Here is a 26,745-nt window from a genome sequence, read left to right on the forward strand (position 1 = left end):
TTTTTACCCAAAACTTTCAATATCATATATAATCTTGAAATAATATGAATTTTTTAGTGAAGGACGGGAAAGAGATGGTCAGATTTCTTGGTGTTATTATTGGTTCTATTATTATTGCGATTGCCTTTAATCTTTTCCTTATCCCCCACAAAATTTTAAGTAGTGGAATTGGCGGAATTGCTATTATTTTAGGGATTGTAACTCCTGTAAACACAGGTATTATTAACTTTGTATTAAACTTACCTATCCTTATTTTAGGATACATAGGTCTTGGAAAAAAAGTCATTTTTAACACGATTATCTCTGTTATTGTATTATCTGTTGCATTATACTATGTTCCAGTGAAAGTCGTAGCAACAGATCCACTTTTATCATCAATCTTTGGTGGTGTCATTGCCGGAGCTGGTATCGGTCTTGTTTTTAACTGTAATGGATCAACTGGTGGTTTCGATATTATCGGTATGTTGTTGTCTCGCAAAAGAGATATTAAACTTGGCGGATTTCTTATTATTTTAAATACAGTCGTTGTAGTCATTGCAGGATTCTTCTTCACTTGGGATGTTGCTCTTACAAGCTTACTTTCAATTTATGTAACTGGTAAAGTCATCGATGCTATACATACGAAACATCGAAAGGTTACACTTATGATTGTAACAAATGAAGCAGAAAAAATGAAAAAACAACTTCTTTCAACTGTTGTACGTGGAATTACATTACTTGATGGCGAAGGTGCTTATTCCAGCGAAAAAAAACGTGTACTTATGACAGTCGTTTCTCGCGAAGAATTAGCAAGTATGAAATTAACAATTTCTGAAATTGACCCTCATGCATTCGTAAACATTACAGAAACGGTTGAAGTATTAGGATTGTTTAGAAAAGGTTAAAAAACTAGGTAGATTTCCACCTAGTTTTTATTTTCCATAAATTCAATTCGATTGCCAAACGGATCTGACACATAAAATCTAATTACATCTGGTCGTGCATGATCATCTATTACTTCAATACCTTGCTTTATTAACTCTTGTTTAAATTCATCTATTCTTAAAACATAAAAAGCTGGATGCGCCTTTTTAGCTGGATTGAAGTTTTGCTCAACTCCGATATGAAGCTCTTGATTTCCACACTTAAACCAGCACCCACCACGCTTCTTTAATTCCTCTGGTTTCGGTATTTCCTCCATACCAATTTTTTCACTATAAAACTCTCGTGCTTCTTCCTCACACCCTACAGGCGCAGCTACTTGCACATGATCAATGCCTTGAATATAATTTTTCATTTTCTCTCCCCCTCTTCTATCCTAATGTTATAAGGAAACCATACTTTTGTAACTTACATAAGATTTATAAAACAATATAAGCTCCCCTTATTACCACCCTATACGCACTTTTCCAAAATAAAGAAAACAAAATTTATTATATAACTTCCATTTTTTATAGAAATACACATTACATCTATATTATAGTTATGAATAGACAAATCTTTTTAGATGCTATTTGTACGGAGGAACTATTATGAGTCGTAAAAAATATTCATCAACTCAAAGAAAACGTCATCCGAACATTTCTAGACGTTTGCGAAACCATACACAAGATCGTTCATTAACAGAAATGTACGCATCTCTGTTTGAACACAATCCTGATAGTATTATTTCATTAAATTTAGAGGGAGTTATTCTACATATAAATCCTTCTGCAAAAAGAATATTAGGTTACTCTTCTTTAGAATTAGAACAGAAGCATATTACCTCTATTTTAGAAGCTCATATTTCTGAACAAGTATTACACAATATAAAGAATACGGAAGCGAATAATCAACAAGAGTATATTTTATCTATTTATCATAAAAATGGATTCTTATTAGACGTCGTAACAAAACTAGTTCCTATTTTTGTCCAAAACCGTCTAACTGGCGTATATGCCATTATGAAACCTCTTGAAAAGTCAGAAAGAATTGAGAATATGCTAAAAGAAAGTGAGAAGAGATTACGTACATTAGTGGACTCCATGCCTGCGTTTGTTATATTTAAGGATCATGAAGGGCGCTGGCTTGAAGCAAATGACTATGCACTTTCTTGCTTCAATTTCCATCATGTACCTTACCACGGGAAAAAAGATAGGGAACTCATTCAATATAACGAAGCGTACCGAGAAGCTTTTTTACATTGTGAAGAAGTCGATGAACTAGCATGGCAACAAAGACAAATTCTTCACGGTGAGGAATTTATTATTCATAGAGATGATTTCGATCTAATCTTAAGTATATCGAAAGTTCCACTTTATCATCCTGACGGCTCGCGAAAAGGTCTTATCGTAATGGGCAGAGACGTTACCGAGCTAAAAGAAACGGAAAAGTTATTACGAAAATCAGAAAAACTCGCAGTAGTCGGACAACTGACAGCTGGAATCGCCCATGAAATTCGAAATCCACTCACTTCTCTAAAAGGTTTTCTAACATTGCTACTCCCTGAAATAAATGAGGAGCAGAAATGGTATATTGATGTTATGTTAAGTGAGATTTCACAGATGGAATCTATCACTAGTCAATTTATGGCGATGTCTAAACCACAAGTATTATCTGTCCAAACTTGTAACATACAAGCTTTAATTGAAGAGGTAGTTACATTTATTTTACCAACTGCTATTATGCATAGTGTTCATATTATTATGGATCATTTTGATTACAAACATGATATTCAATGTGATGGTAACCAATTAAAACAAGTTTTTATAAATATATTAAAAAATGCGATAGAAGCGATGCCAAATGGCGGAAATATTTACATCCAAACAAAACCATTAGATGATACCTTTATTTTAATACGGATTATTGATGAAGGTTGCGGTATCCCAGAAGATCGTATCTCTCGCCTAGGCGAACCATTTTACAGTTTAAAAGAAAAGGGAACAGGACTAGGGTTAATGATGTGTTACAAAATAATTGAAGAACATCATGGTAAATTACACATTTCAAGCGAATTAAATAAAGGTACGATCGTTGATATTCAGCTACCACTTTCTTCATCTCATCTTTCAATCCAGTCGTAAATAAAAAAGAAGCATCTGCTAACTGTTAGCAGATGCTTCTTTTTTAAAATGCTTTGTCATACCATTCTTTCGCTTTTTCTACTTCACCCTTTGTTAATTGATGCCCTCTATTTTCCCAATGCATTGTTACATTAGCGTTTGCATTTTCTAATAGCACCTTCAATTCCTCTGACTCTGCTGATGAACAAATCGGATCATTTTTCCCAGCAGCGATAAACACAGATTTCCCTGCTAAATTAGGCAATTGTGTTCCTCTTCTAGGCACCATTGGGTGATGAAGCACAGCGCCTTTTAATGCATTTTCGTAATGGAATAATAAGCTTGCAGCAATGTTTGCTCCATTTGAATAACCGATAGCTACAATATTATTTCTATCAAATTCATATGTTTTTGCAGCTTCATCTAAAAACTCATGTAATTCCTTCGTACGGAAAATCAAATCCTCTTCATCAAAAATACCTTCTGCCAATCTACGGAAGAAACGTGGCATGCCATTTTCTAATACATTCCCCCTAACACTTAATACAGATGCTTCTGGGTCAACTATTTCTGCAAGTGGTAATAAATCTAATTCATTACCTCCTGTACCATGAAGTAATAACAACACTGGTTTTGACGTATCTTTTCCTTTTTGAAAAACATGTTTCATCATAATTCTTTTCCCCTTTCAATTACTTTAATCTAAATTTCTCACTTCAAATGATAGAAGTGTTTGTTCAATTTGTTTTCTATGTGATTCATATTGTTCCGGTAACTTTAATTCCTCACCCATCGTCTCTAATGATTCGTCATGAGCGAAACCAGGAGGGTCTGTTGCAATTTCAAATAATATTTCCCCGTGTTCTCTAAAATAAATTGCGTTAAAATAATTTCGATCTTGTACAGGAGTTACGTGATATCCAAAACGAGACACATACTCTTTCCAATCTAATTGATCAGTATCATCACTCGCTCTCCAAGCAATATGATGAACTGTACCAACACCCATTTGGCCACGCCCGATTGTTGATAATCTCAAGTCGATAATATTTCCAATATCAGCAGAAGAACGGAATCGAACAAATTCACCTTCTTCTCCAATTTTCTCAAGACCCATAACATGCTCTAACAATTCAGCAGTTTTTTGAGGTTGTGCAGATAAAAGAACAGCACCGCCAAATCCTTTAATTGCTACTTCTGGTGTAACTTCTCCAAAACTCCAATTATTTAGTTCGCCTTCTTCTCTTTCGACTAATTCTATATGCAAACCATGTGGATCATCAAATTCTAAATACTGCTCTCCAAATCGAGTCATTTTTGTATACGAAATATCGAATTTTTCTAATCTATTTTCCCAAAACCCCATTGCGCCCTTTGGTACGACATAAGAAGTGATTCCTACTTGACCGTCACCAATAATACCTTGACGAGCACCTGCCCATGGGAAAAACGTAATAATTGTTCCGGGCTTTCCTCCTTCATTACCAAAATAAAGATGGTACGTGCCTGGATCATCAAAATTCACTGTTTGTTTCACTAAACGTAAACCTAACACACCAGCATAAAAATCTACATTTTCTTGTGGGTGTCCTACAATTGCTGTAATGTGATGAATTCCCATCGTTTTCTTTTCCATTTTCTCCGCCCCTTTTTAATTCATTTTAAAAACTTTTATACATTCAAATTCATTATTCATTTTGTCCATACTGCAAAGTAAAATCCATCGTTATGATTTTATCTTGAATTCGAGATATTAATTATAAAATTACACATTAACGTCTAACCTATAGAAATTATCTCGAATTCGAGATAATATACAAAAAATATTTTCTCATTCTATAATCACAATAAATCTTGATTTGAACTATTGTTTATCTCGAACTCAAGATTTATTATAAGTTACTTATTTTTTATTGTCAATAATTCCTTCATTTTAAATAAAAAGAGAGTAAACACCAGTTTAGTTTACTCTCTTTGTTAATTATTTCGTATAACTGTTCATAGCTTACCTTCTATTTACTATAGGAAACAATTCTGAAAGAGGAACTATCCGTCCAGCCTCATCTTTAAACACAATATGCTCTCTCGTTAAATGGCGTGGACTCTTTACTCCCGCTGCTGCCGCAAGTGAGAACAAACTATATCTCATACTAACAACATAATTCATTACGCGCCATTTCTTCTCATACGGATCTAACGCTTTTTGATAATGCGGATTCGTCGTCGCCACACCAGACGGACATTGCCCCGAATTACATTGAAGCGCCATTATACAGCCACTTGCCATCATAAATCCGCGTGCTGAATTTATAGCATCTGCACCAATAGCTAAAGCAATTGCCACTTTATCTGGTGTAATTAATTTCCCTGAAGCAAACACTTTGAATTTGTCCCGAACACCATAATGATTCGCTGTATCAATACATGTCAGTAACGCTGGAATAAGCGGCATCCCCATACTATCTGCCATCGATTTATACGTTGCACCTGATCCACCTTCTGAACCATCTATTGTAATAAAATCTGGATAGATGTTTAACTCGTTCATCGATTTGAATAAATCTTCCAACGGCTCCTGCTGCCCAATTACAATTTTCATACCGACAGGTTTACCGCCGGTTTCTTGCAATTGCTGAATAAAATAAAGTGTATCTGCTGCATTATTTAAAAATGAAAATCGATTCGGTGAATTAATCGTTTCTCCTTCTCGTACATTTCGAACAGAAGCAATTTTCTCATTTACTTTTTGTCCCTCTAGATGACCGCCACGTATTTTAGCCCCTTGCCCAAATTTCAATTCGAATGCTTTAATATTGCTTTCTTTCGCTTTCTCCATGAATTGCTCCATTGAAAAATTACCATCCTCATCACGATAACCAAATAAACCCGGACCAATTTGCGCAACGATATTTGCACCTGTATGTAAATGCTCCGGTATTACACCACCTTCTCCCGTATTAATCCACGAACCGCCAGCCATCTTCGCGCCAAACCCACTCGCTAAAATATAATTTTCGCCAATCGCACCGTAAGAAGTTGCTGATGCTCCAAACATGCCATACAGTTTCCATGGATATTTACGATTTTCACCGACGATAACCGCATCATCTTCTTCATATAACCAAAGATTCGTTGTATCCGCTGTCAATTTTTCTCTTCTTGAAAATAACCCTTCTTTATGAATCACATACTTTTTCCCTTCACGTTCTTGCGCTACATTCACACTTAATTCTTCTGTTAATATCGGAAATAATGTATTAGCAATATAATAGCCAGATGCATCAAAATCTCGTTTTGATCCAAAACCGAGTATTTCAGAACGGTACTTTGCTAAAAACATTACACTTTGAAAATCATAACGTGAAAAAGGCTTTCCATCCGTATCATGATCAAACCAATATTGCCTAAATTCCGGGCCTATCTTTTCAAGTAAATAACGCATTCTTCCTAAGTATGGATGTAGCTTTAATATAGAATGATGCGTCCGTTTTTTAATAAAAAATGTAATAATAAAAAAAATGATTAATAGTAGCATTAATAAGAGCAATATACTAATAATAACGAGTAGCGTTTCACTCATCCCGCTTCCTCCTATGAAAATCCATAATAAAAGGAGAACACCTGATGTGTTCTCCTTTTATCTTTATTCAAATTAATGTAGCAAGATGCTCTTTCGCATCATATTCAACTAAACTTTCAGCATTTTTAATTCGATGAACAAAATCTGGATTAGCAATTAAAGGTCTTCCGAATGCCGCTACATCAATTGTTCCTTCTTGCAACGCTTCTTCAGCCTCTTTCGGATTTAAATTCCCTACTCCTACGATCGTACCATCCCAATATTTTCTTACTAATTGATGAAAATTCTTTCCGTCAGCAATAACTGCGGCATAATTCATCGTTGAAGGGTGAATCATCGTTAACCCAACTTCTTTGAACATATTTACAAACGTTTCAATTGCAAGCTCAGGGTTTTCCCACATATAAGTAGGATTATCACCTTTGAAAGCAGAGAAACGAAGAAGTGTTTTATTAGCTCCAACAGCTTCTATCACAGCCGCCGTTACTTCTTTCATAAACGTTAACCTTTCCTTTAAGTCTCCGCCGTATTTATCAGTACGCTTATTTGCAAACTCATAAGTAAATTGATCGATTAAATATCCGTGTGCACCGTGTATTTCTACTCCATCAAATCCAGCTTCGATCGCATTTTTCGCAGCTTGTGCGTATTGACCGATCACTTCTTGTATTTCTTCTAACGTCATTGCTTCTGGCGTATCAAACGGTTTACGAAAACGTGGAACATTTCCTTCTGCAGCAATAGCCGACGGTGCTTGCGGCATTTGCCCACCAATTATTTCGTGATGACTCATACGTCCAACATGCCATATTTGAGCAATAATCGTTCCGCCTTCTTTATGTACTGCCTCTGTAACAGGCTTCCACGAATCAATTTGTTCTTGTGTATAAATTCCTGGTACTCCCGGATTTCCTTTTGCTCTTGGGCTAATGACGATTCCCTCTGTAATAATGAATCCAACTCCATCAGCTGCACGCTTTCTATAGTACTCAACGACATCAGTACCAACTACTCCCGTTTCATGATTTGCGAAACATCTAGTCATCGGTGCCATTGCTATACAATTACGAAGAGACCAAGATCCAATTTGAATCGGATTAAACAACTTTGTTTCTTCAATATTTTCAAAAGATCCCCAAGCGTTTATATTTGTTCCTTCATAAATACTTGCTGCTTTATTATTTGAACTTGTCATTTTTCTTCCCCCTAAAAAAATTCTTACTACAATCGCATCATACTTACTTTTAGATAGTAACGTCAATTTATACGCTTTAAACACAAAATATTCGAATATCAAACAAATAGAATGCTATAAATAAACTAAAAAAGGTTTCCTTAGTAGGAAACCTTTTTAGTTGAACATATATGGTTGTCAATTTGTTTATCTCTTTTATATAAAGAATATAAACTATTATTATCTCTTCACATATAAAAAATTCCTTAGCAGTAGAAGTGAGAGTGGTTCAGTATTCTTCTAAAAATAATAACTTATAAACCTAAAACAATGAAAGCCCTACCTCTCTTTCATCCTTACGGCTCCTCGTCCGTGCCAGTGTGAATCAGGATTGCAAAAATCAAGTAACTATTCTATCGAAGTATTTAATTAAACTTCGAACATTCATAAAGAATTAAAAAATAAAAATGGATTTGATTGTAGTAATAACAAAAGAGGTTAATGCTCTAAAAGAGGTTTGAAAGAGTTGAATGTCTTTGAAATGATTAATTTTCTATAATTATGTTCCCAAAAAATTCAAAATCTTTTTTGGGATGTAATACATTATTTTTAATGAATCTTAACAAAAGCTTTTTATTTGACTTTCTGTGATACCTTCAATTAATCCCAGTTCACTAATCAATAATTCGTGTGCGTTATCTAACATTTTCTTTTCGCTTGCATTAAGTGCTTTTTCTTTCTGCATACGTAATAAATCACGTACAACTTCAGCACCTTCTTGTATTTTACCCGTCTTTATTTTATCAGTGTTCAATTTATACCTTTGTTTCCACGTAAGTAATCTATCAGATTCTCCATGTTGAAAAATATCCAATATGTGTGCTATTGCCGTTATATCCGTGACTGGTCGTATATTTGAGCTCAATATCCGCCCTGCCGGAATCATTACTTCCATATTACTACCCGACATTTTTATAACATAATACTGTTGTTTTTCTCCTGCGATTTCCTTCTCTTCTACGGCTTTAATTATACCTGCTCCGTGCATTGGATAAACAATGTTATCGCCAATTTGAAACAAATAATCCACCTCCATATATGGTAACCTTCTCAATCTTAACACACAATTTCTTTTTTAGCAAAATTTTTATTTTATCATAAAATTATTTTTCATGTCAATCCTTTCGAACTAAGAAAATAAATTCGTAAAATATCACTAAAAACCCGCAATCTTATTAACTTTTCCACACATATATACATTCTAATTTCACCTTCTCTTTTTACATAAAAACACATTACTACATATAAGTAGTAATGTGTTTTTTATACGGAATCGTTAAACATTCCCTATTAATTTCACGCCTATATACTAACCTGCTTCCGGACTGTCTCTCTCGCTAAAAGGAAACTCATAATCACTTGCGCGGCTACTCGACTCGTCATATCCCTAAAATCAAGTGTTGGATCAATCTCTACAATATCCATCCCTTGAACGAGCGGTTCTTTACCAAGAAATTCAATCGCATCAAGTAAAGTCGTACTATCCATTCCCCCAGGACCAATTGCTGGACAACCTGGTGCAAATGCTTGATCAAGTACATCCATATCAAGAGAAATGTAAATAGAAGTCACACCTTGCTTTCTTAATACTTCAATACTTTCCGTCATAATATCTTTGATTTCTCGCTCTCGTACATCTTTCATTGTATACACTGTCACGCCATGTTCTTTTGCATATTCATGGTACGCTCGCGCATTTGAAAAATTGCGAATTCCGATTTGAACGAGTTGTTTTCCTGTAATGACACCATTTTCTAGTAAACTACGGAACGGTGTACCATTTGATGGGCCACCATCATCTAAATTACGTAAATCATGATGGGCATCAAATTGAATAATCCCGACCTTTCCTTTACTGTTTGCAAATCCTGTTATACTTGGAAAACTAATCGAGTGATCCCCGCCAAGAACGATTGGTATCATGTTCGGATTTACTTTCGTTACATGACCAACTGTTTTCGCAATTCGGTTATGACTTTCTTTTATATCCGTCACATGCATCGTAATATCGCCGCAATCATATAAGACACTTTCCTTCATATCATGTTCTTCTGTAATTGCGTACGTGCTATATGCATCTAACATCGCACGAATTGTTTTTGGAGCAAAGCTCGCTCCTGAATGACTAATAGATGGTTTAGAAAGGGGTGCTCCAATTAAGGCAGCACCGAATATTTCCACGCCTTCCTCCCAATCTTTAATCATTTCACTCCATTTCGTCACTTCACGATCGATAAACTTTGCATTCTTCTTTAAATAGTGGCCGTGCTCCACGATTGTTCACCTCTTGTATATGCGATATTACCATTCTTCCATACTGTATTTACATGACTTACGCCGTAATGATACGGTACGTAAGCATAATTGTAAGCATCCCATAAAACTAAATCTGCCTTGCGACCAACTCTAATTTTCCCAGCTACGTCCCCACGATTAATTGCGTAAGAAGAGTTAACTGTTACCGCGTTCCAAACTTCTTCTGGTGTCATTTTCAGCTTGAGCATTGCGATGCTCATAATAAGCTGAATGTTTTCAGTTGGACAGCTACCTGGGTTAAAGTCTGTAGCTAACGCAACAGCAACACCTTCATCAATCATTTTACGTCCACGAGCAAAGCTTTCTTTATTTAAATAGAAAGTTGTCCCTGGTAATAAAGTAGCTACTGTATTAGAGTTTGCAAGCATTTCAATTCCTTTATCAGAAGCACCAACTAAATGGTCCGCTGATGCTGCACCAATTTCAGCCGCTGCTTCCGCACCACCAAGAGGGTCAATTTCATCAGCATGAATTTTCACATCAAAGCCAAGCTCTTTCGCTTTTAATAAAAACTCTTTCGACTCTTCGACAGAGAACACGCCTGTTTCGCAGAAAATATCAACGAATTCAGCTAATTGCTTCTCTTTCATTTCTGGTAGTAGGTCTAACATCCATTGTAAAAATTCTTTCGATCTACCTTTATACTCTTTCGGAACTGCATGAGCACCTAAAAATGTAGAAACTAAATCGATTGGATGCTCTTTTTGTAATTGTGCAGTTGCCTCTAATTGTTTCCATTCCGTCTCATCATCCAATCCGTAACCACTCTTCGCTTCTACAGTTGTAACTCCGAAAGATAGCATACGGTCTAAATGGAATTTCGCTTTTTGAACAAGTTCTTCTTTCGACGCCTGTTTCGTTGCATTTACAGTTGAAAGAATACCTCCGCCTTGTTCTAAAATTTCTAAGTACGGAACTCCTTGCAATTTTAGTGCGATTTCATTTTCACGAGATCCACCAAATACAAGGTGAGTATGCGGATCAACAAGACCAGGAGAAACCATTTTCCCGCCGCAATCAATTACTTCTTTCGCTTGTAATCCTTTAGCTTCTTCCGCTGTTCCAACGAAAGTAATTACGCCGTTTTCAATTCCAACCACACCGTTTTCGATAACAGGAAGTGTGTTCATCGCTTCCCGTCTTAACAAGCCATCTTCTTGATCCATTGTTAGTAATTGACCGATATTTATTAGTAAAGTGTCCAGCATGTTTTCTCCTCCTTATTTCATCATTGGAATGTTAACGCCTTTTTCTTTCGCAGTTTCCACAGCTAAGTCATATCCTGCATCAACGTGACGAACAACCCCCATACCAGGGTCAGAAGTTAATACGCGCTCAATACGTTTTGCTGCTGCTTCTGTTCCATCTGCAACGATAACCATTCCAGCGTGAAGTGAATAACCCATACCAACGCCACCACCGTGGTGAACAGATACCCAACTCGCACCGTTTACACTGTTAATTAATGCATTTAAAATTGGCCAATCTGCTACTGCATCACTACCGTCTTTCATCGCTTCTGTTTCACGGTTTGGAGATGCTACTGAGCCACAATCTAAATGGTCGCGGCCGATAACGATTGGTGCTGATAATTCACCATTTGCAACCATTTCATTAATGATGCGACCAAATTTCGCGCGCTCACCGTAACCTAACCAACAAATACGTGATGGAAGACCTTGGAACTCAACTTGCTGACGTGCCATACGAATCCAGTTACATAAATGCTCATTGTCAGCGAATTCACGTAAAATTACTTCGTCTGTTTTATAAATATCTTCTGGATCACCAGAAAGTGCTACCCAGCGGAACGGTCCTTTTCCTTCGCAGAATAATGGACGGATAAATGCTGGAACGAATCCTGGGAAATCGAATGCATTTTTCAAACCTTCATCGAAAGCAACTTGGCGAATGTTATTTCCGTAATCAAATGTAATTGCACCTTTTGCTTGCATCGCAAGCATTGCTTCCACATGTTTTGTCATACTTTCTTTTGATAATTGTACGTAACGTTCTGGATCTTCTTCACGAAGTTTTGCTGCTTCTTCTAACGTGTAACCTACTGGAATATAGCCGTTTAATGGATCATGAGCAGATGTTTGGTCCGTAACTAAATCCGGCGTAATATTACGTTTCACTAGTTCTGGTAAAATCTCTGCCGCATTTCCTAATAAGCCTATAGAAATCGGTTCTTTCTTCTCTTTATACTCATTCGCAACAGTTAACGCTTCTTCTAACGATTCTGTATACATATCACAGTATCTCTTTTCAATACGACGATCGATGCTGCGCTTATCAACGTCAATAGCAATAACAACACCACCATTCATCGTTACAGCAAGAGGTTGTGCACCACCCATACCACCTAAACCAGCAGTAAGTGTTAATGTACCTTTTAATGAACCATCGAAATGTTGACGTGCCGCTTCTCCAAACGTTTCATATGTTCCTTGTAAAATACCTTGTGTTCCAATATAAATCCAGCTACCTGCTGTCATTTGTCCGTACATCATAAGACCTTTTTTCTCTAGTTCACGGAAGTGATCCCAGTTCGCCCACTTCGGTACTAAGTTTGAGTTCGCTAAAAGTACGCGAGGTGCATCTTCATGTGATTTAAAGATTGCAACTGGTTTTCCTGATTGAACAAGTAATGTTTCATCGCTTTCTAACGTTTTTAATGAATCTACAATCGCCTGATAGCTTTCCCAGTTACGAGCTGCACGGCCAATTCCACCATATACAACTAATTCTTCTGGTTTTTCAGCAACTTCAGGATCTAAATTGTTCATTAACATACGAAGTGCAGCTTCTTGAACCCACCCTTTCGTTTGTAACTCAGTACCTCTTGGCGCGCGAATTGTTTGTTTTACTTTTTCCATTTCAATCTCTCCCTTTTCTCATTTTATAGTGCTGCGTTTACATCTAATCTTTCTTTTATCGAATAATTCGTTTTTAACCAATACGCAATATTTTCAATATCCGTTGAGAATATACGGTCATTAGTAATAGAAGGTACTTGCTGACGACCTTGATGGTAGAAGCTCTTCGTCACTGTACTCATGTTTTCAATACCTCGATATTCTGCTGCTTGCATTGCACAAATCATCTCAATTGAAAGAACACGTCTTACGTTTTGAATAATTTGATGTGCATGGCGTGAAGCGATTGTTCCCATACTTACGTGATCTTCTTGGTTAGCTGATGACGGGATTGAATCCACACTCGCCGGATGTGCTAACGTTTTATTTTCAGAAACTAGTGACGCTGCAGCGTATTGCATAATCATTGCACCTGACTGAAGTCCTGGTTCTGGACTTAAAAACGGAGGTAAATCATTTAATTGCGGATTTACTAAACGCTCAATACGACGCTCTGAAATATTTGCAAGTTCCGCCATTCCTACTTTTAAGAAGTCCATCGCAAACGCAATCGGTTGACCATGGAAATTCCCACCCGAAATTACTTTTTCTCCGCCATCAAAGATTAGTGGATTATCTGTTGCTGCATTCATTTCAATTTCTAATTTTTCTTTCACATAATTTAAAACTTGCCAAGAAGCACCGTGTACTTGCGGGATACAGCGAAGTGAATATGCATCCTGTACTCGTAGTTCTCCTTGTTTTGTTGTTAATTTACTATCGTGAAGGATGTCACGAATTCTGCTCGCTACTTCCACTTGCTCTTTATAACCACGTGCTTTATGAACATTTTCATCAAATGCATCAATAATGCCTTGTAACCCCTCAATTGTCATCGAAGCAATGAATTCAGCTTGATAAGCCGTTGCTTCTGCTTCTATATAAGAAAGAACTCCTTGCGCTGTCATCGCCTGCGTACCATTGATTAATGCAAGCCCCTCTTTCGCTTCAAGTTCAATCGGCTCAAGACCTTCTTCTGTAAGAGCCACCATCGCATGAACGCGTTTCCCCTTATAGAACACTTCACCTTCACCTAGTAATACAAGCGCAAGATGAGATAAAGGTGCTAAATCGCCACTCGCACCAAGTGAACCTTGTTGCGGAACGACTGGGTGAATTTTACGATTTACAAACTCAAGAAGCATATTTACAACAAGCGGTCTAACGCCAGATACTCCTTTAAGCATCGTATTCGCTCGTAAAATTAACATACCGCGTGATACTTCTTCAGGGAATGGATCGCCTATTCCGCATGCATGTGACTGAATTAAATTGTGTTGAAGTGCTTTTACATCATCTTTTTGAATAAGCACGTCACTAAACTTTCCAAATCCAGTTGTAATACCGTAAACGACTTTTCCGTCCTCTACAATTTTCTCAACTACTTCGCGGCACTCTGCCACCTTTTGCATACTATTTGGACAAGCTGTTACACCTTCTCCTTCAAGTAACAACCTCTTCATTTCTTCAATTGTCAATGTGTGTCCTGTTAACGTAATCATTCTTTTTCCTCCTTAAAAAGGCAAAAGGGGACCTTATCTTTTTAAGACAGACTTCTGTCCTAAAAAAAGTAAGGCCCCCTTCTAACTAATAGACTATGGGCAAATCATATGTGATTAATTCCTAAACCAATCGCCTCATGCTCAGATCCTTTTACAGGTGCACCAATCGTTCCATATAATGCAACAGCAACCCATTCGCCTTCTTTTTTTCCGTCGTATGGTGTACCGCGCACAATCGCAAATCGAAGTCCTACTGTACGAAGAACGTCTGCTAACTGAATTTGACCTCTCGTCACTCCGTACAAAGCTTCCATAATCGCATGATAAAGTGCATGTGTTTCTCTGTAAACGTCTGTTTCAATAACTTGGTTGCTCTTAGCCGCTGTTTCCATTGCTGCTACAACTTTTTGCGAATTCATCGAACCCACTTTCCCCGTACAATACTTCCAACCTTTCGGGATAGATAATACAGGGCTTTCATTCTCATCCGCAAGTGCCAACAGCATGGCCATACGACCAATTCGATGTGTTCCTTGAAGAAGCATGTGACTCTCTCATTTCTTTTAATTATTTGAATATTTCTTAATTTAAGAATATATGAAAACGGTTAAATCGTCAATAGTTTAAACTCACATTCAAACATTTTTTTCATCTCCTCCATTTGTGTACACAAATTATTCACACAAAGTTTTCAGGCGTGCTATAGTCTCACTAACAGATGCAAAGGGGCGATATTTCAATGATGAAGCGAAAAGATATTCATTTTCGAATTGAAGAAAAATTACTTGAAAGGTTTGAATCTGCACTTCGATATGAAGGTTTAAAGAAAACCGACGTATTAACACATGCGATTCAGCAATTTTGCACGAAGGTGGAATGTGAAAAAATGAATGATGTAAAACGCCAATACAACGTAAGCAACCATTTACAAACTCGTATCGATACGCATAAACATTACGAAGAAAAACAAGTAAATTTAGATGAACTCGTCATGGAACATTTACAACTTCAAGGAGACGAAAAAATATTAGAGGTTGGATGCGCTAACGGGAATTTTCTTTCTCTTTTACAAACCAACGGGCATAAAGGACAACTAACCGGTTTTGATCAATCGAAAACGATGCTTTCTGAAGCTGCAATAAAGAATAGCATAATTGAATGGAGATTAGGTGATGCTGGTAATCTTCCTTTTGAAGCTAATTGCTACGACTGGATCGTCGCAAGACATATGTTATATCACATGAAAGATGTCGAAAAAACAATTCAAGGATTCCATAAAGTAATTCGCCCAGGCGGCTCACTTTTAGCGACAACAAATTCTAACGTTACATTACCTCGTATCATTGAAATGTGTAACCGCATGTTAGACGCATTTGATTTGCCGAAAACAACATCTTCAGTCACTCCATTTTGTTTAGAAAACGGTAAAGAGATATTACAGTCTGTTTTTCCAACTGTTGAAGAAGAAGTTATTCATAATGCTCTCGTTTTTCATCATGCTACTCCGATTGTAAACTATATTTCTAGCATGTTTCCGTCGTTAAATATACCTGATAATACATATCTTCACGCCGAAATGAAGGAATGGCTAAAAGAAGAAGTAGAAAATGAATTGGCAATTCATAACGGTATATGGCGCGATCCGAAAACGTTAGCCATTTATCGATGTCAAAAAGAAAAAAGCTAGCAAATGCTAGCTTTTATACATTCTCAGGTAAAAGTTTCTCCATCATCACATTGCCCTTACCACCATAAAAATTTATATTATGTTCATTTGCTACTCCAAAATAAGAGGCAATCGCTATTCCAAATGGTACAAATGCATGCCCCTGCGCTGTAATAATATTTGAGTATTGCACAACCTCTTCATATACAAAATTCTCCACTGGAAAACAATCTAATTTTTGATAATCCATAGTCACCGTATACGAGACTGCTTTGAATAAGCCTGCTTTTGCTAGCGCATATGGTCCAGCACAAATAGCAGCTACTAATTTTTCTTGTTCATAAAATTGACGAATGACTGTAAAGAGTACTTCGGCATCCTTCATATGTAGTGCATCTCCGCCTGGAATAATAATCCCCTCATATTCTTCTACACGCACTTCACTTAATTCTATATGTGGTTGCACTTGCAAACCTGTTTCACTTATAATCAATTCCTTTGTTACACTCGCTGTAATGATTTCAAATTTATTTTTCAGTAATGCTGTAGCTACCGTTATTTCAAACTCCGCAAATGTTGGATATACGAATAAAAGTATTTTTTTCATAACCCTCTCTCCTTCAAGCATCTCATAAAATATATCTCTAATTCGTCCACTGTTAACCTATTCGTGTCCACATAAGTTACAGGAAATTGTTTATACCAGTCTTTTTCCGTTTCTACTAATTTAAATTGCTCTTCAAATGTACTTCGTTTTCTTGTCCTATCGTTATTTTTTCTATCATATACATTCTTTTTCGTCACATCTAAATAAAAAATCGCATCTGAACGACATTCTCTTAATCGATATAATTCATCTTTCAATTCAGCTTCTATATCCCACTCTTTCCCTATAATCGTTGGATAAAAAAGTGTATAGAACAGGATGTCTTCTGGTCCACGATCAAAAATCACGACTGAATCTTTCACATTTTGAAACTCCTTTATTTTTGCTTCCATAAACATTTTTTGATTTATAATAAATCCTTCTTTTGAATTCATATCCAAATTTAATTGCTTTCGCTTTTCTACAATTGGATAAGGATTTTCATATATAACTGAAAATCCACATCGCTCTAACCTTTTAGCCAATGTTGTTTTTCCGCTTGCCATCGGTCCTTGGAGTGAAATTACATATGCCAATCCTCTCATTCCCTTGCGCTTTAGTACGTCTATAATATACAGAATTTTCAATACTATCAACAATATATATATCATCTTGTTTCTTATTCTTATCTAACTTATAATAAAACATAGAGATTATGACGGACGCATCAATAATGTAAGCTTGGAAATCCAAGCTTACATTATTTTTTGCTTTCCCTTTTCTAATAAAAAGAGTATACTAGTTTAGAACGTATGTTCTTAATGATTACATACAGTAAGGAGATAGAACAATGGTATACGATACAAAAGCAATTTCTTGGAATGAGTCTTTAAAACAACTTCAACGCCGCTATACAAACAAGCAAGTTGACCGAAAAGAATTTGAGGATATTGAACTGATGGAATTCTTCCGCGATAACGACTACATTTCTTTACCTACACATATAAGCGGGCTATCAACAGCACGTTTTACTTCTTACTCTATTTTCACAACTGAAGATAAAGATCGTAAAGTTGGCACATTAATCATTGAATATGTAGAAGATGATAGTAACAATTTATGTGTGGAACAACTATACTTCGTTTAAATGATAACGCTTGGTCAAAATGACCAAGCGTTCTTGCTTTCTATGAATCTCACTGTTTATAATATGAATAAAAGAAAACCGCAATCATTAAGGGGGGATACGCTTGCTCGAAGGATGGTTCAGTTGGTTTATTGTGCTATGGACTGTTATTTTATTAGGACTCATGTCTATCGGTGGATACTTTATGTTCAGAAAATTTTTAAAACGACTACCAAAAGAAGATGGTATGTCTATTTTAGATTGGGAAGAGCACTATATTAATAAAACTAGGCATTTATGGGATGACGAACAAAAACAATTGTTAGAAGAGCTCGTAAGTCCTGTTCCAGAACTATTTCGTGATGTTGCTAAATCAAAAATTGCTGGAAAAATCGGAGAACTAGCATTACAAGAAAAAGCCTCTCAAATTACACAAGATTTAATTATTAAAGGGTATATTATTGCTACACCGAAGCGTGATCATAAATTTTTAGTAAAAAAACTACAAGAAAAAGAGATTGATTATTCGAATTATAAAACTTTATTAGCAAAATAATCTTCATTTTTCAAACAAGTTAACTGCAAGACTAAACAATTTATAAGTTGAAATTGGAACAAAAAATTATTAATAATATCAAAAAAAACAGCGTCTTTGACGCTGTTTTTTCTGTACAGATATATACTTCAAGTTAATTTCATATCTTTTTCATCATAAAAACCATCTTCTTTTTCCATTTCCTTTTGTAATTTCGTAAAGGAACGGTACATAGCAATTCTCCATGACACAATCATCGCGAACGCCAGTAAGAAGAACATGCCACTAAGTTGTCCTAAATCAAGCGATTGACTTAAGTATGTTTTAAATACAATTCGCACGACAAGTAATCCAATTAATATAAAAACAAAGGCTTTTGAACGCTTCAAATAGATTTCTTGTCCTCTAATTTCAAATTTAGATGTTTTAATAAGAAAAATAGAGAAAATCAAACCGACACCAATTGCTTCTAACATTTCTGCTGGAGTTAATCGAAATTCAGGAAAAACATACATCAATGCGCCCGTACTCATAAAAAATGGTGGAAGTATAATTTTTTTCAATGTTGCAGGTTTCTTAGCTGCTTTTAAACGAATAAACATCGCACCAACAGCCATACAAACAGCAACGATACTGGATAAAACAACTATGTTCATATTTTCTCATCCTTTTTTGTGGCTATATGCAAAATATACTTTCATTATATGCTTTTCCGTTAGTATTTCCAACATTTTCACAGAATAATACTAAAAACCAGTAAAACCACCAAATAAACTTGAGAAATATACGATAATTTTCGTCATCCAGTTAAAGTATAGGAAGATACCCATGACAATCATAACGTATCCCCCGATTTTCATGAATTTCATACTATTTCTTTTAATCCAAGACATTTTCGTAATAAAGAATGATAGCACGAAAAATGGGATAGCAAATCCAAGTATGTATGCAATCATATAAATCATTGCTGATTCTGGGTTCGTTGCTGCTAATCCAATGACAGATACTAAAATAGGTCCTGTACAAGGTGTCCATCCTGCAGCAAATGCCAATCCAATTAAAACAGATCCCAAATAGCCACTCGGACGATTTTTAAACGTAAATTTGCGGTCTTGCATTAAAAATTTCGGTTTAAACACACCGACAATAATAAGACCGAACACGATGATAAATATACCACCTAACTGTCTAATTAAATCTTTATAATCTGTAAAGATACCTCCGATAAAGCTTGTACCAAATCCAATTGCAATAAATATAATTGAAAATCCAAGTAAGAAAAACGCTGTATGTATCATACTTCTCTTGCGAAGCATTGCATTTTCTTCTTTCAACTCAGAAACCGACATACCTGTTATGTACGATAAAAATGCCGGATAAAGCGGTAAGCAACACGGGGAAATAAATGATAAAAAACCTGCGCCAAACGCTAAAAAAATACTAATATCTTGCATTGTTCCACTCCTCTCCTTACATATTGTAGCAAAAACATATAAAAATACTATGAACAATTCGTGAAATCACTTTTCCAACGTGATAATAAGAGAAACTACCTTTTCACACAGTTTCTAAAAAAACGTTTTCATTTCCTTCTATTATATAGAAAAATCTCAATTGAACTACGAAACTTCTCTAATTGTTATTAACATAACAAAGGTAACGTAGTTTCTCAAATGATTAGCACGTTATGAGTACGTCTACATACATATTGATTAAAAAATATTTTTTTCAAATGCTATCTTTATACAATACAAAGCTGATTTTATAATACTTCTATTATTATTAATTTCAAGATTATGCATAAATATCATACTTTTATTATTATTCTATAAAATGTCACACTTTTCTTTTATTTGACCCTTCATTTTTAATTTTGTATACTTCCCTCTAGTTATATATGTCCGTTAGGAACAATTTCATATAGATGGGAGGAATTTTTCATGCTTCGTTATTCTCTTTTAGTTTTATTAGGAGCGTGTAGTTATGGGATTTTAGCTATTTTTGTTAAACTTGCCTATGCAGAAGGATTTTCACTTGGAGAGGTAATTGGCAGCCAATATTTGTTCGGTTGGATTATTTTGCTTGCTATTACACTTCTATTTTCTAGACATCGTGTTCCATTAAAACAAGCGTTAATTTTATTCGTTGCAGGTACATCTGCAAGTTTCACTGGAATCTTTTATTACGCTTCATTAAAAACTGTACCAGCATCTATTGCAATTATACTTTTATTCCAATTCGTTTGGGTCGGCATTATTATTGAAGCAGTCGCAACAAAAACATTACCTTCAAGAGAAAAGGTGATTTCTGTTATTTTCTTACTTGCAGGTACTTTTTTATCAAGTGGTTTACTAGAAAAATCAGCAGGTGATTTCGATATGACTGGAATCATACTAGGTTTATTATCTGCTGTTACATTCGCAACATACATTTTCGTAAGCGGAAAAGTTGCTGTTGAAGTACCTTCATTACCACGCGGTGTTCTCTTAATGACTGGCGCTTTAACTTTAGTAATGATCGTATTCCCGCCAACATTTATTTTTAGCGGTGCAATTTCTGAAGGACTTTGGAAATACGGTTTAGGATTAGGAACATTTAGTATCGTTATTCCTTCTATTGCCTTTACAATTGGTATTCCAAAGATCGGTTCTGGCTTAGCGACTATTCTTGGTGCAGCAGAACTACCGGTTACAACAATTATGTCTGTATTCGTTTTAAAAGAAGCTGTGCTATCTTCACAATGGTTCGGTGTATCACTTATTTTAATCGGTATTGCAATCCCGCAAATTGCCTATACAATGCGTGGACGTTATCGTAAACATCATACACACAAAAAATTGGCAGCTTGAACTACCCCCACTTAACACTCTAACGAGCTGTTTGAAGTGGGGGATTCCTACGAACACTAAGGTATCCCCCAGTTTTATGAGTAGGCAATCCCCGTAATTCCTACGGTTAGGAGCCTTATGGCCTCTTTTCTCAGATTTTCCGCTGCGTTCACATCTCTATCATGATACATACCACAAGAAGGACACTTCCATTCACGCAGGTTCAGGCTTTTCACATCTTTATTTTTGTAGTCGCAATGCGAACAAGTTTGGGAACTAGCGAATGTTTTTGACACCACAATCACTTGTTTCCCATACCAGCATGCCTTATACAACAACATCGCTTTGAATTGTGACCATGATACTTCTTGAATCGCTTTCGCTAGTTTGTGATTCTGTAACATATTCGATACTTGCAAATCTTCTATCCCAATCACATCGTGGTTTTTGATGATCCTTGTAGAGAGTTTTTGCAAGTAATCCGTTCTTGCATTTTTGATTCGTTCATGAATACGAGCGACTTTCATTCGCTGTTTATGCCAATTCGCTCCGCCTTTTATACGTCTAGATAGAATACGCTGGGCATGAGCGAGTTTCTTTTCTAATACCCGAGACCATTTTGGATTACCGAATACCTCACCCGTTGAAAGAATAGCAAAGTTTTTCACCCCAACTTCTATACCAACAGCGGAATCGGTCTTCGGCAATTCTTGTACTTCTGCTTCAGCAAGAATCGAGACAAAATATTTTCCACTTGGATTCCTTCTGACAGTAGCACTCAAAATTCGTCCTTCTATCTCACGACTTTTGACAAATTTGACAAGACCAATTTTCGGTAACTTCAATTTATTATCTATAATCGCAATGTTTCCATTTGTATGTTTCGTTGTATAGGATTGGATTTTATTGTTCTTCAATTTAAACCGGGGTGCTTTGTTTTGTTTTTTGAAGAATCTTGCATACGAGTCAGCAAGGTTGTGAAGAGAAGATTGAAGAGCGATACTGTCCACTTCTTTTAGCCATATAAATTCTTTTTTGAGAGTAGGTAATTGCGAAGAACAAGTGCCATAAGATAACCCTTTTCCTGTTTCTTTATATCTATCATTCCACTTTTCCAAAAAGTAGTTAAATACAAATCGTGAACAACCAATTTTTTTCGTAATAGCTATTTTTTGTTCTACACTAGGATAGATCCGAAACTGATACGCTTTATGGATAAGCACCGCTTTTCACCTCACTTCCTTTTTTTATTTGTTTACAATATTTTTCATGATATGCATGGGAACGATATCATGATATAACCAAAAAATACTGATCACGTATCATTTCTTCTTTTTTGTCGAAAGTCCTCTGTCCCTTTCAAAAAAATACAAATGAAACAATTTCGTAGATTTAAAAATTCCTCTGAGCTATAACATTTTCTTTCTATAGGAACGAACTGATTACGATACCGGTACCTTATACTGATTCTTCACCAAGAAGAACCTTTAGGCTGTTGCCTAACCGTCATTCAGCTCCCACCTACTCATTGGAACATGTCCTACCCATTCCTTGAGGTGGGAGTTTTCTGTTGGGAAATGATAAAACGGGAGAGGATTTTCATTTGAGAATCCTCTCCTTTCTTATTGTATACTTAATGTAAATACTTCATTTAAGAAAGAGGGCATGATAAGTGGCAGCAAATCTAGAACAATTAACGGAGGCACTCATTTCTATTCGTCGAAATTTGCATGAGCATCCAGAATTATCATACGAAGAATTTGAAACGACGAAAGCTATAAAGAATTGGTTAGAAGAAAAAAACATTACGATTATACATTCTAGTTTAGAAACAGGCGTTATTGCTGAAATTTCAGGGAATCATAGCGGACCGATTATAGCGATCCGTGCTGATATTGATGCCCTTCCTATTCAAGAAGAAACAAATCTGCCGTACGCTTCAAAAATTCACGGCAAGATGCATGCTTGCGGTCATGATTTTCATACAGCTGCTATTATAGGTGCCGCTTATTTATTAAAAGAAAAAGAATCTTCTCTTAGCGGAACGGTACGCTTTATATTCCAGCCAGCTGAAGAAAGTAGCGATGGTGCTTGCAAAGTAATTGAAGCCGGACATTTACGTGATGTGCAAGCTATTTTCGGTATGCATAATAAACCTGATCTACCAGTAGGTACAATCGGTATTAAAGATGGTCCACTCATGGCCGGAGTTGATCGATTTGAAATTGAAATTCACGGAGTTGGTACACATGCAGCTGTACCAGATGCTGGGGTAGACCCTATTGTCGCGTCCTCTCAAATTGTTATGGCACTCCAAACAATTGTAAGCCGGAATATAAGTTCCTCTCATAATGCAGTCGTTAGTGTTACAAACATCCATTCAGGAAATACGTGGAATGTTATTCCTGAACAAGCAACACTGGAAGGCACTGTACGTACATTCCAAACGGAAACACGTGAAAAAATCCCTGCACTAATGAGACGTATTATTCAAGGGGTTTCTGATGCATTAGGTGTAAAAACAGAATTTCGTTTTTATGCAGGGCCTCCTGCTGTTCATAACGATACATTTCTAACAAACTTATCGACTCAAGTTGCAGAAACAATGAATTTAAATATCATCTCTCCTACCCCGTCAATGGCCGGAGAAGATTTTTCTTTTTATCAACAAGAAATACCTGGTTCATTCGTCTTTATGGGAACGAGTGGTACACATGAATGGCATCATCCCGCTTTTACAGTAGACGAACGAGCATTACCTATAAGTGCAGAATACTTCGCTTTGTTAGCTGAAAAAGCACTCAAACACTTTGCATAAAAAAAGAGCTGTTAAGAGATACTTAACGGCTCCTTTTTTATTAAGTTAAATCACGTTTTAAAAATACGGTATAGGAAATGCTTAAAAATACAAATAAATATAGGAATAACATACATGAAGCAAACGGGAACGTTACTCCATCAATAAAACTTCCATTCTTTGCAATACTATATAAATCTGTGTTTGCTGGCAATAAATATTTCGCCCAATCATATCTAGTTGCTGCTAGTAATGCAATGTTTCCTGATAAAGCAAGAAATAGTGAAATACCAATCGCACCTCCGCTAGATCTTGTTAACACAGAAATCATAAATGCAAATGCTGCATACACAATGGTCGGCAACCACGATAAAATATAATACTTACTAGCTTCTACAAAAATATTTTGTTTTATAATATTTCCGTCTTGGAAAATAAACTCACTCCATGCAGGCTGCTGGAATTTATAAATAACAAGCCCACATAATGTGGAGAAAATCATATCAAATATAAACAATAATGCTGCAAATATCACGATTGCTAAAAATTTAGCTGTCAAAATTTTAAATCGACTTGCTGGTCGTATCGTTAAAAATTTATATGTTCCCCAGCTATATTCATTCGCAAAAATTGTACTTGCATACACGAGGATAAATGGGAGCAATATTGGAAATACGATAAAACCTGTATCTCTCATGAAAGAAAGCGGAGAGCTGCTTGCTGGTGCTGTATCTGTATCCAAATACTTCATCTTCAGCTGATATTCCTTTACAAGCTCATCTCCAGATCTTTCTGCTAAAATAGCTTCTTTTTTCATGCCTAGTTTTTTCTCAATTTCTACAGTTCGTTCTGTATAATCGGCTTTCCATCCTTTTGTTTCTGGTTCTAGATACTTTACCGTAACCCATCCTAATCCAATTATTAATACTGCAATAACTGCAAATGGAATAATCGTTCGCTTTCGCTTAAATATTTTATACAGTTCGTTATACACTAAATTAAACAATATCTTTTCCCCCTGTTAATTCTAAAAATTGCTCTTCTAACGTTTTTCTTTCTTCATATACACGATATACTTGAATGTTTTTCTCAAGCAATGTACGAATAACATTTGGGATTTCTTCATCTTTTACATTAATAAGTAAATCATTTCCTTTTATTAAAACATCTTGGTCTAGCATTTCTGCCGCTTTACTCGCATCATCTACACGTATACGGATTGTTTCCATCTCTTCACTTTGATTATGCTGAATATTTTGCGTCGCGACATATTCTCCGTGTTGAATAATGATAACTCTGTCACACATTAATTCAACTTCTGAAAGTAAGTGACTAGATACAAGTACCGCTTTTCCTTGTTCATGTGCAATTTTCTTTATGTACATTCTCATTTCATGTATTCCACTAGGGTCTAATCCATTCGTTGGTTCATCTAATATCAATACATCTGGATCGTGAATAAGCGCTTGAGCAATTCCTAAACGTTGTCTCATGCCGAGTGAATATGCTTTTACTTTGCGGTCAATTACTTGTTCCATTCCTAACAATTTCACTACTTCATCGATACGTTCTTCTGTCACATTGCCATTCATCCGTCCGAAATATGTTAAATTTTCATAGCCGCTCAAAAATGGATAAAATTCCGGTGTCTCAATTACTGCTCCAATTTTCGAAGCCGTACTTTCAAATTGCTGTTTTACAGATTGGTCGTCAATCCAAACTTCTCCCTCTGTCATACGAATCATGCCGACCATCATTCTCATTAAAGTCGTTTTTCCAGCACCATTTGGTCCGAGCAAACCAACTACTTCACCTTTTTTAACTTCGAAACTAATATTTTCTACAAGTGTCTTTGAACCGATTCGCTTCGTTAATCGCTCAACCTTTACAATCGATTGTTCATTTGTCATTCTATACAACCTTTCCTTCCCATTCTTTGTCAGGTCTTTACACTGTAACATGATTATTTTTATGTGTAAAATAGGAAAAGGCATGATTTCTCATGCCTTTTCCTTGAAATGAAACGAATTTTTATCTTGTATACTTTGAACAAATCGAAAACATTGCATCATCGATAATAGGACAATAACAATCATAATTATACTAACAACTACTATTGCATATATTGTAATCGGTGCACTATTTATCCCTTGTATTCCTGCTATTTTCATAAAGATAATCGTAAATAATTTCAAAAATAACATCCCATTAACTAATCCAAAAACAAACGCTGCTCCATAAATAAATAATTGCTCCTGACATAATAAACATAGTGCGCTCCTATTCTCTGCTACATAAGATTTAATTTCCTCTTTCCTCACTTGCAGAAGAGAAAACGTTATTTTATATGTAGTGAAAGTACATATAAAAATGAATATAAGAAACAGCGTGTAAAAACACATTTGAAATAAAAATGTAATCCCTAATTCCTCAACAACTACTTCATTAAATTGAAGCGATATCATAAAAAATAAAATCATAGTACTCATAGCAACCCACATAAATTGCTTCATCCTTTTGGCAGCAAATGTTCTTATATTTTTTCTCACTAACTGACATAAAGACATATGTTCTTCCCCTACCTTACTTCATAACAAACTCATTCTATACTACAAGTGTATAAAAATATGACAT

26 protein-coding genes and 1 pseudogene are annotated in these 26,745 nt (G+C 35.8%); 7 read left to right on the forward strand and 20 right to left on the reverse strand.

What is annotated here, in order from left to right:
• Nucleotides 1-44: 44 nt before the first annotated feature.
• Nucleotides 45-884 (forward strand): YitT family protein, encoded by an 840-nt coding sequence (locus ACXVYO_RS08260; RefSeq protein ID WP_458466637.1) that lies wholly within the window; start codon nt 45-47, stop codon nt 882-884.
• Nucleotides 885-904: 20 nt separating this feature from the next.
• On the opposite strand, the gene ACXVYO_RS08265 is transcribed toward ACXVYO_RS08260, so the two are convergent.
• Nucleotides 905-1,276 (reverse strand): VOC family protein, encoded by a 372-nt coding sequence (locus ACXVYO_RS08265; protein ID WP_458466638.1) that lies wholly within the window; start codon nt 1,274-1,276, stop codon nt 905-907.
• 235 nt (nt 1,277-1,511) lie between these two features.
• Between ACXVYO_RS08265 and ACXVYO_RS08270 the strand changes: the two genes are divergently transcribed.
• Nucleotides 1,512-3,044, forward strand: coding sequence for a BA3702 family sensor histidine kinase (locus ACXVYO_RS08270; protein WP_458466639.1), 1,533 nt, complete (start codon nt 1,512-1,514; stop codon nt 3,042-3,044).
• Nucleotides 3,045-3,087: 43 nt separating this feature from the next.
• Here ACXVYO_RS08270 and ACXVYO_RS08275 read toward each other — a convergent pair whose 3' ends face one another.
• The 10 genes from ACXVYO_RS08275 to hutP all read right to left on the reverse strand — a co-directional run bounded on the left by ACXVYO_RS08275 (nt 3,088) and on the right by hutP (nt 15,118).
• Nucleotides 3,088-3,696: an alpha/beta hydrolase gene (locus tag ACXVYO_RS08275; protein WP_458466640.1), complete on the reverse strand. Its 609-nt coding sequence runs from the start codon at nt 3,694-3,696 to the stop codon at nt 3,088-3,090.
• Between the two features lie 24 nt (nt 3,697-3,720).
• Complete coding sequence (locus tag ACXVYO_RS08280; protein ID WP_458466641.1) at nt 3,721-4,659, reverse strand: ring-cleaving dioxygenase; 939 nt, start codon at nt 4,657-4,659, stop codon at nt 3,721-3,723.
• Nucleotides 4,660-5,028: 369 nt separating this feature from the next.
• The gene (locus ACXVYO_RS08285) at nt 5,029-6,603 is read right to left on the reverse strand and encodes a glutamate synthase-related protein (RefSeq protein WP_458466642.1); all 1,575 of its coding nucleotides are present in this window, start codon (nt 6,601-6,603) and stop codon (nt 5,029-5,031) included.
• A 67-nt stretch (nt 6,604-6,670) separates the two neighbouring features.
• Nucleotides 6,671-7,798, reverse strand: a complete 1,128-nt coding sequence (locus ACXVYO_RS08290; RefSeq protein WP_458466643.1) for an alkene reductase — start codon at nt 7,796-7,798, stop codon at nt 6,671-6,673.
• Nucleotides 7,799-8,396: 598 nt separating this feature from the next.
• The gene (locus ACXVYO_RS08295; protein ID WP_458466713.1) at nt 8,397-8,858 is read right to left on the reverse strand and encodes a CarD family transcriptional regulator; all 462 of its coding nucleotides are present in this window, start codon (nt 8,856-8,858) and stop codon (nt 8,397-8,399) included.
• Nucleotides 8,859-9,139: 281 nt separating this feature from the next.
• Nucleotides 9,140-10,111 (reverse strand): formimidoylglutamase, encoded by a 972-nt coding sequence (hutG, locus tag ACXVYO_RS08300; RefSeq protein WP_060631858.1) that lies wholly within the window; start codon nt 10,109-10,111, stop codon nt 9,140-9,142.
• Nucleotides 10,090-11,361: an imidazolonepropionase gene (gene hutI, locus ACXVYO_RS08305; RefSeq protein ID WP_000887557.1), complete on the reverse strand. Its 1,272-nt coding sequence runs from the start codon at nt 11,359-11,361 to the stop codon at nt 10,090-10,092. Before hutI ends, hutG begins: the two co-directional genes overlap by 22 nt.
• Nucleotides 11,362-11,373: 12 nt before the next feature.
• On the reverse strand, nt 11,374-13,032 hold the full coding sequence (hutU, locus tag ACXVYO_RS08310; protein ID WP_029439737.1) for a urocanate hydratase: 1,659 nt from the start codon (nt 13,030-13,032) through the stop codon (nt 11,374-11,376).
• A 23-nt stretch (nt 13,033-13,055) separates the two neighbouring features.
• Complete coding sequence (gene hutH, locus ACXVYO_RS08315; protein WP_000631839.1) at nt 13,056-14,573, reverse strand: histidine ammonia-lyase; 1,518 nt, start codon at nt 14,571-14,573, stop codon at nt 13,056-13,058.
• Between the two features lie 104 nt (nt 14,574-14,677).
• The gene (gene hutP / locus ACXVYO_RS08320; protein WP_000926516.1) at nt 14,678-15,118 is read right to left on the reverse strand and encodes a hut operon transcriptional regulator HutP; all 441 of its coding nucleotides are present in this window, start codon (nt 15,116-15,118) and stop codon (nt 14,678-14,680) included.
• Between the two features lie 194 nt (nt 15,119-15,312).
• Between hutP and ACXVYO_RS08325 the strand changes: the two genes are divergently transcribed.
• Nucleotides 15,313-16,260 carry a class I SAM-dependent methyltransferase gene (locus ACXVYO_RS08325; protein WP_458466644.1) on the forward strand — a complete coding sequence of 316 codons (948 nt, stop codon included), beginning with the start codon at nt 15,313-15,315 and terminating at the stop codon, nt 16,258-16,260.
• Between the two features lie 13 nt (nt 16,261-16,273).
• On the opposite strand, the gene ACXVYO_RS08330 is transcribed toward ACXVYO_RS08325, so the two are convergent.
• Nucleotides 16,274-16,846 carry a DJ-1/PfpI family protein gene (locus ACXVYO_RS08330; protein WP_458466645.1) on the reverse strand — a complete coding sequence of 191 codons (573 nt, stop codon included), beginning with the start codon at nt 16,844-16,846 and terminating at the stop codon, nt 16,274-16,276.
• The gene (locus tag ACXVYO_RS08335) at nt 16,843-17,430 is read right to left on the reverse strand and encodes an AAA family ATPase (protein ID WP_458466646.1); all 588 of its coding nucleotides are present in this window, start codon (nt 17,428-17,430) and stop codon (nt 16,843-16,845) included. Before ACXVYO_RS08335 ends, ACXVYO_RS08330 begins: the two co-directional genes overlap by 4 nt.
• A gap of 245 nt (nt 17,431-17,675) precedes the next feature.
• On the opposite strand from ACXVYO_RS08335, the gene ACXVYO_RS08340 reads away from it, so the two are divergent.
• Together ACXVYO_RS08340 and ACXVYO_RS08345 are read left to right on the forward strand one after the other, a co-directional pair.
• Entirely contained in the window at nt 17,676-17,972 is a 297-nt protein-coding gene (locus ACXVYO_RS08340; protein ID WP_063262435.1) for a hypothetical protein, read from the forward strand.
• Nucleotides 17,973-18,075: 103 nt separating this feature from the next.
• A complete protein-coding gene (locus ACXVYO_RS08345; RefSeq protein ID WP_000889382.1) occupies nt 18,076-18,507 on the forward strand; it encodes a DUF2621 domain-containing protein in 432 nt (143 codons plus the stop codon).
• Nucleotides 18,508-18,635: 128 nt separating this feature from the next.
• Here ACXVYO_RS08345 and ACXVYO_RS08350 read toward each other — a convergent pair whose 3' ends face one another.
• The 3 genes and pseudogenes from ACXVYO_RS08350 to ACXVYO_RS08360 form a co-directional block, all read right to left on the reverse strand.
• The gene (locus tag ACXVYO_RS08350; protein WP_375811993.1) at nt 18,636-19,142 is read right to left on the reverse strand and encodes a CcdC family protein; all 507 of its coding nucleotides are present in this window, start codon (nt 19,140-19,142) and stop codon (nt 18,636-18,638) included.
• A 90-nt stretch (nt 19,143-19,232) separates the two neighbouring features.
• Nucleotides 19,233-19,940 (reverse strand): cytochrome c-type biogenesis protein CcdA, encoded by a 708-nt coding sequence (gene ccdA / locus ACXVYO_RS08355; RefSeq protein ID WP_097844375.1) that lies wholly within the window; start codon nt 19,938-19,940, stop codon nt 19,233-19,235.
• A gap of 16 nt (nt 19,941-19,956) precedes the next feature.
• Nucleotides 19,957-20,100, reverse strand: a pseudogene (locus ACXVYO_RS08360) (peptidase T).
• A gap of 326 nt (nt 20,101-20,426) precedes the next feature.
• Here ACXVYO_RS08360 and ACXVYO_RS08365 point away from each other — a divergent pair.
• Nucleotides 20,427-21,335, forward strand: a complete 909-nt coding sequence (locus tag ACXVYO_RS08365) for an EamA family transporter (protein ID WP_458466647.1) — start codon at nt 20,427-20,429, stop codon at nt 21,333-21,335.
• A gap of 74 nt (nt 21,336-21,409) precedes the next feature.
• On the opposite strand, the gene tnpB is transcribed toward ACXVYO_RS08365, so the two are convergent.
• Nucleotides 21,410-22,537, reverse strand: a complete 1,128-nt coding sequence (gene tnpB / locus ACXVYO_RS08370) for an IS200/IS605 family element RNA-guided endonuclease TnpB (protein WP_458466648.1) — start codon at nt 22,535-22,537, stop codon at nt 21,410-21,412.
• A 449-nt stretch (nt 22,538-22,986) separates the two neighbouring features.
• On the opposite strand from tnpB, the gene ACXVYO_RS08375 reads away from it, so the two are divergent.
• A complete protein-coding gene (locus tag ACXVYO_RS08375; RefSeq protein WP_458466649.1) occupies nt 22,987-24,132 on the forward strand; it encodes a M20 peptidase aminoacylase family protein in 1,146 nt (381 codons plus the stop codon).
• 40 nt (nt 24,133-24,172) lie between these two features.
• On the opposite strand, the gene ACXVYO_RS08380 is transcribed toward ACXVYO_RS08375, so the two are convergent.
• The 3 genes from ACXVYO_RS08380 to ACXVYO_RS08390 form a co-directional block, all read right to left on the reverse strand.
• Entirely contained in the window at nt 24,173-25,117 is a 945-nt protein-coding gene (locus ACXVYO_RS08380) for an ABC transporter permease (RefSeq protein ID WP_458466650.1), read from the reverse strand.
• Nucleotides 25,110-26,021 carry an ATP-binding cassette domain-containing protein gene (locus tag ACXVYO_RS08385; protein ID WP_458466651.1) on the reverse strand — a complete coding sequence of 304 codons (912 nt, stop codon included), beginning with the start codon at nt 26,019-26,021 and terminating at the stop codon, nt 25,110-25,112. The genes ACXVYO_RS08380 and ACXVYO_RS08385 overlap by 8 nt, the downstream gene beginning before the upstream one ends.
• Before the next feature lie 90 nt (nt 26,022-26,111).
• Nucleotides 26,112-26,678, reverse strand: coding sequence for an ABC transporter permease (locus tag ACXVYO_RS08390; protein ID WP_458466652.1), 567 nt, complete (start codon nt 26,676-26,678; stop codon nt 26,112-26,114).
• Between the last annotated feature and the right edge of the window lie 67 nt (nt 26,679-26,745).

Source organism: Bacillus sp. BC08 (genome assembly GCF_054326875.1).

Coding starts and splice junctions, on each gene's coding strand:
- ACXVYO_RS08260 (WP_458466637.1), top strand. CDS start 45: ATGAATTTTTTAGTGAAGGACGGGAAAGAGATGGTCAGATTTCTTGGT.
- ACXVYO_RS08265 (WP_458466638.1), bottom strand. CDS start 1,276: ATGAAAAATTATATTCAAGGCATTGATCATGTGCAAGTAGCTGCGCCT.
- ACXVYO_RS08270 (WP_458466639.1), top strand. CDS start 1,512: ATGAGTCGTAAAAAATATTCATCAACTCAAAGAAAACGTCATCCGAAC.
- ACXVYO_RS08275 (WP_458466640.1), bottom strand. CDS start 3,696: ATGATGAAACATGTTTTTCAAAAAGGAAAAGATACGTCAAAACCAGTG.
- ACXVYO_RS08280 (WP_458466641.1), bottom strand. CDS start 4,659: ATGGAAAAGAAAACGATGGGAATTCATCACATTACAGCAATTGTAGGA.
- ACXVYO_RS08285 (WP_458466642.1), bottom strand. CDS start 6,603: ATGAGTGAAACGCTACTCGTTATTATTAGTATATTGCTCTTATTAATG.
- ACXVYO_RS08290 (WP_458466643.1), bottom strand. CDS start 7,798: ATGACAAGTTCAAATAATAAAGCAGCAAGTATTTATGAAGGAACAAAT.
- hutI (WP_000887557.1), bottom strand. CDS start 11,361: ATGCTGGACACTTTACTAATAAATATCGGTCAATTACTAACAATGGAT.
- hutU (WP_029439737.1), bottom strand. CDS start 13,032: ATGGAAAAAGTAAAACAAACAATTCGCGCGCCAAGAGGTACTGAGTTA.
- hutH (WP_000631839.1), bottom strand. CDS start 14,573: ATGATTACGTTAACAGGACACACATTGACAATTGAAGAAATGAAGAGG.
- hutP (WP_000926516.1), bottom strand. CDS start 15,118: ATGCTTCTTCAAGGAACACATCGAATTGGTCGTATGGCCATGCTGTTG.
- ACXVYO_RS08325 (WP_458466644.1), top strand. CDS start 15,313: ATGATGAAGCGAAAAGATATTCATTTTCGAATTGAAGAAAAATTACTT.
- ACXVYO_RS08330 (WP_458466645.1), bottom strand. CDS start 16,846: ATGAAAAAAATACTTTTATTCGTATATCCAACATTTGCGGAGTTTGAA.
- ACXVYO_RS08335 (WP_458466646.1), bottom strand. CDS start 17,430: ATGAGAGGATTGGCATATGTAATTTCACTCCAAGGACCGATGGCAAGC.
- ACXVYO_RS08340 (WP_063262435.1), top strand. CDS start 17,676: ATGGTATACGATACAAAAGCAATTTCTTGGAATGAGTCTTTAAAACAA.
- ACXVYO_RS08350 (WP_375811993.1), bottom strand. CDS start 19,142: ATGAACATAGTTGTTTTATCCAGTATCGTTGCTGTTTGTATGGCTGTT.
- ccdA (WP_097844375.1), bottom strand. CDS start 19,940: ATGCAAGATATTAGTATTTTTTTAGCGTTTGGCGCAGGTTTTTTATCA.
- ACXVYO_RS08365 (WP_458466647.1), top strand. CDS start 20,427: ATGCTTCGTTATTCTCTTTTAGTTTTATTAGGAGCGTGTAGTTATGGG.
- ACXVYO_RS08385 (WP_458466651.1), bottom strand. CDS start 26,021: ATGACAAATGAACAATCGATTGTAAAGGTTGAGCGATTAACGAAGCGA.
- ACXVYO_RS08390 (WP_458466652.1), bottom strand. CDS start 26,678: ATGTCTTTATGTCAGTTAGTGAGAAAAAATATAAGAACATTTGCTGCC.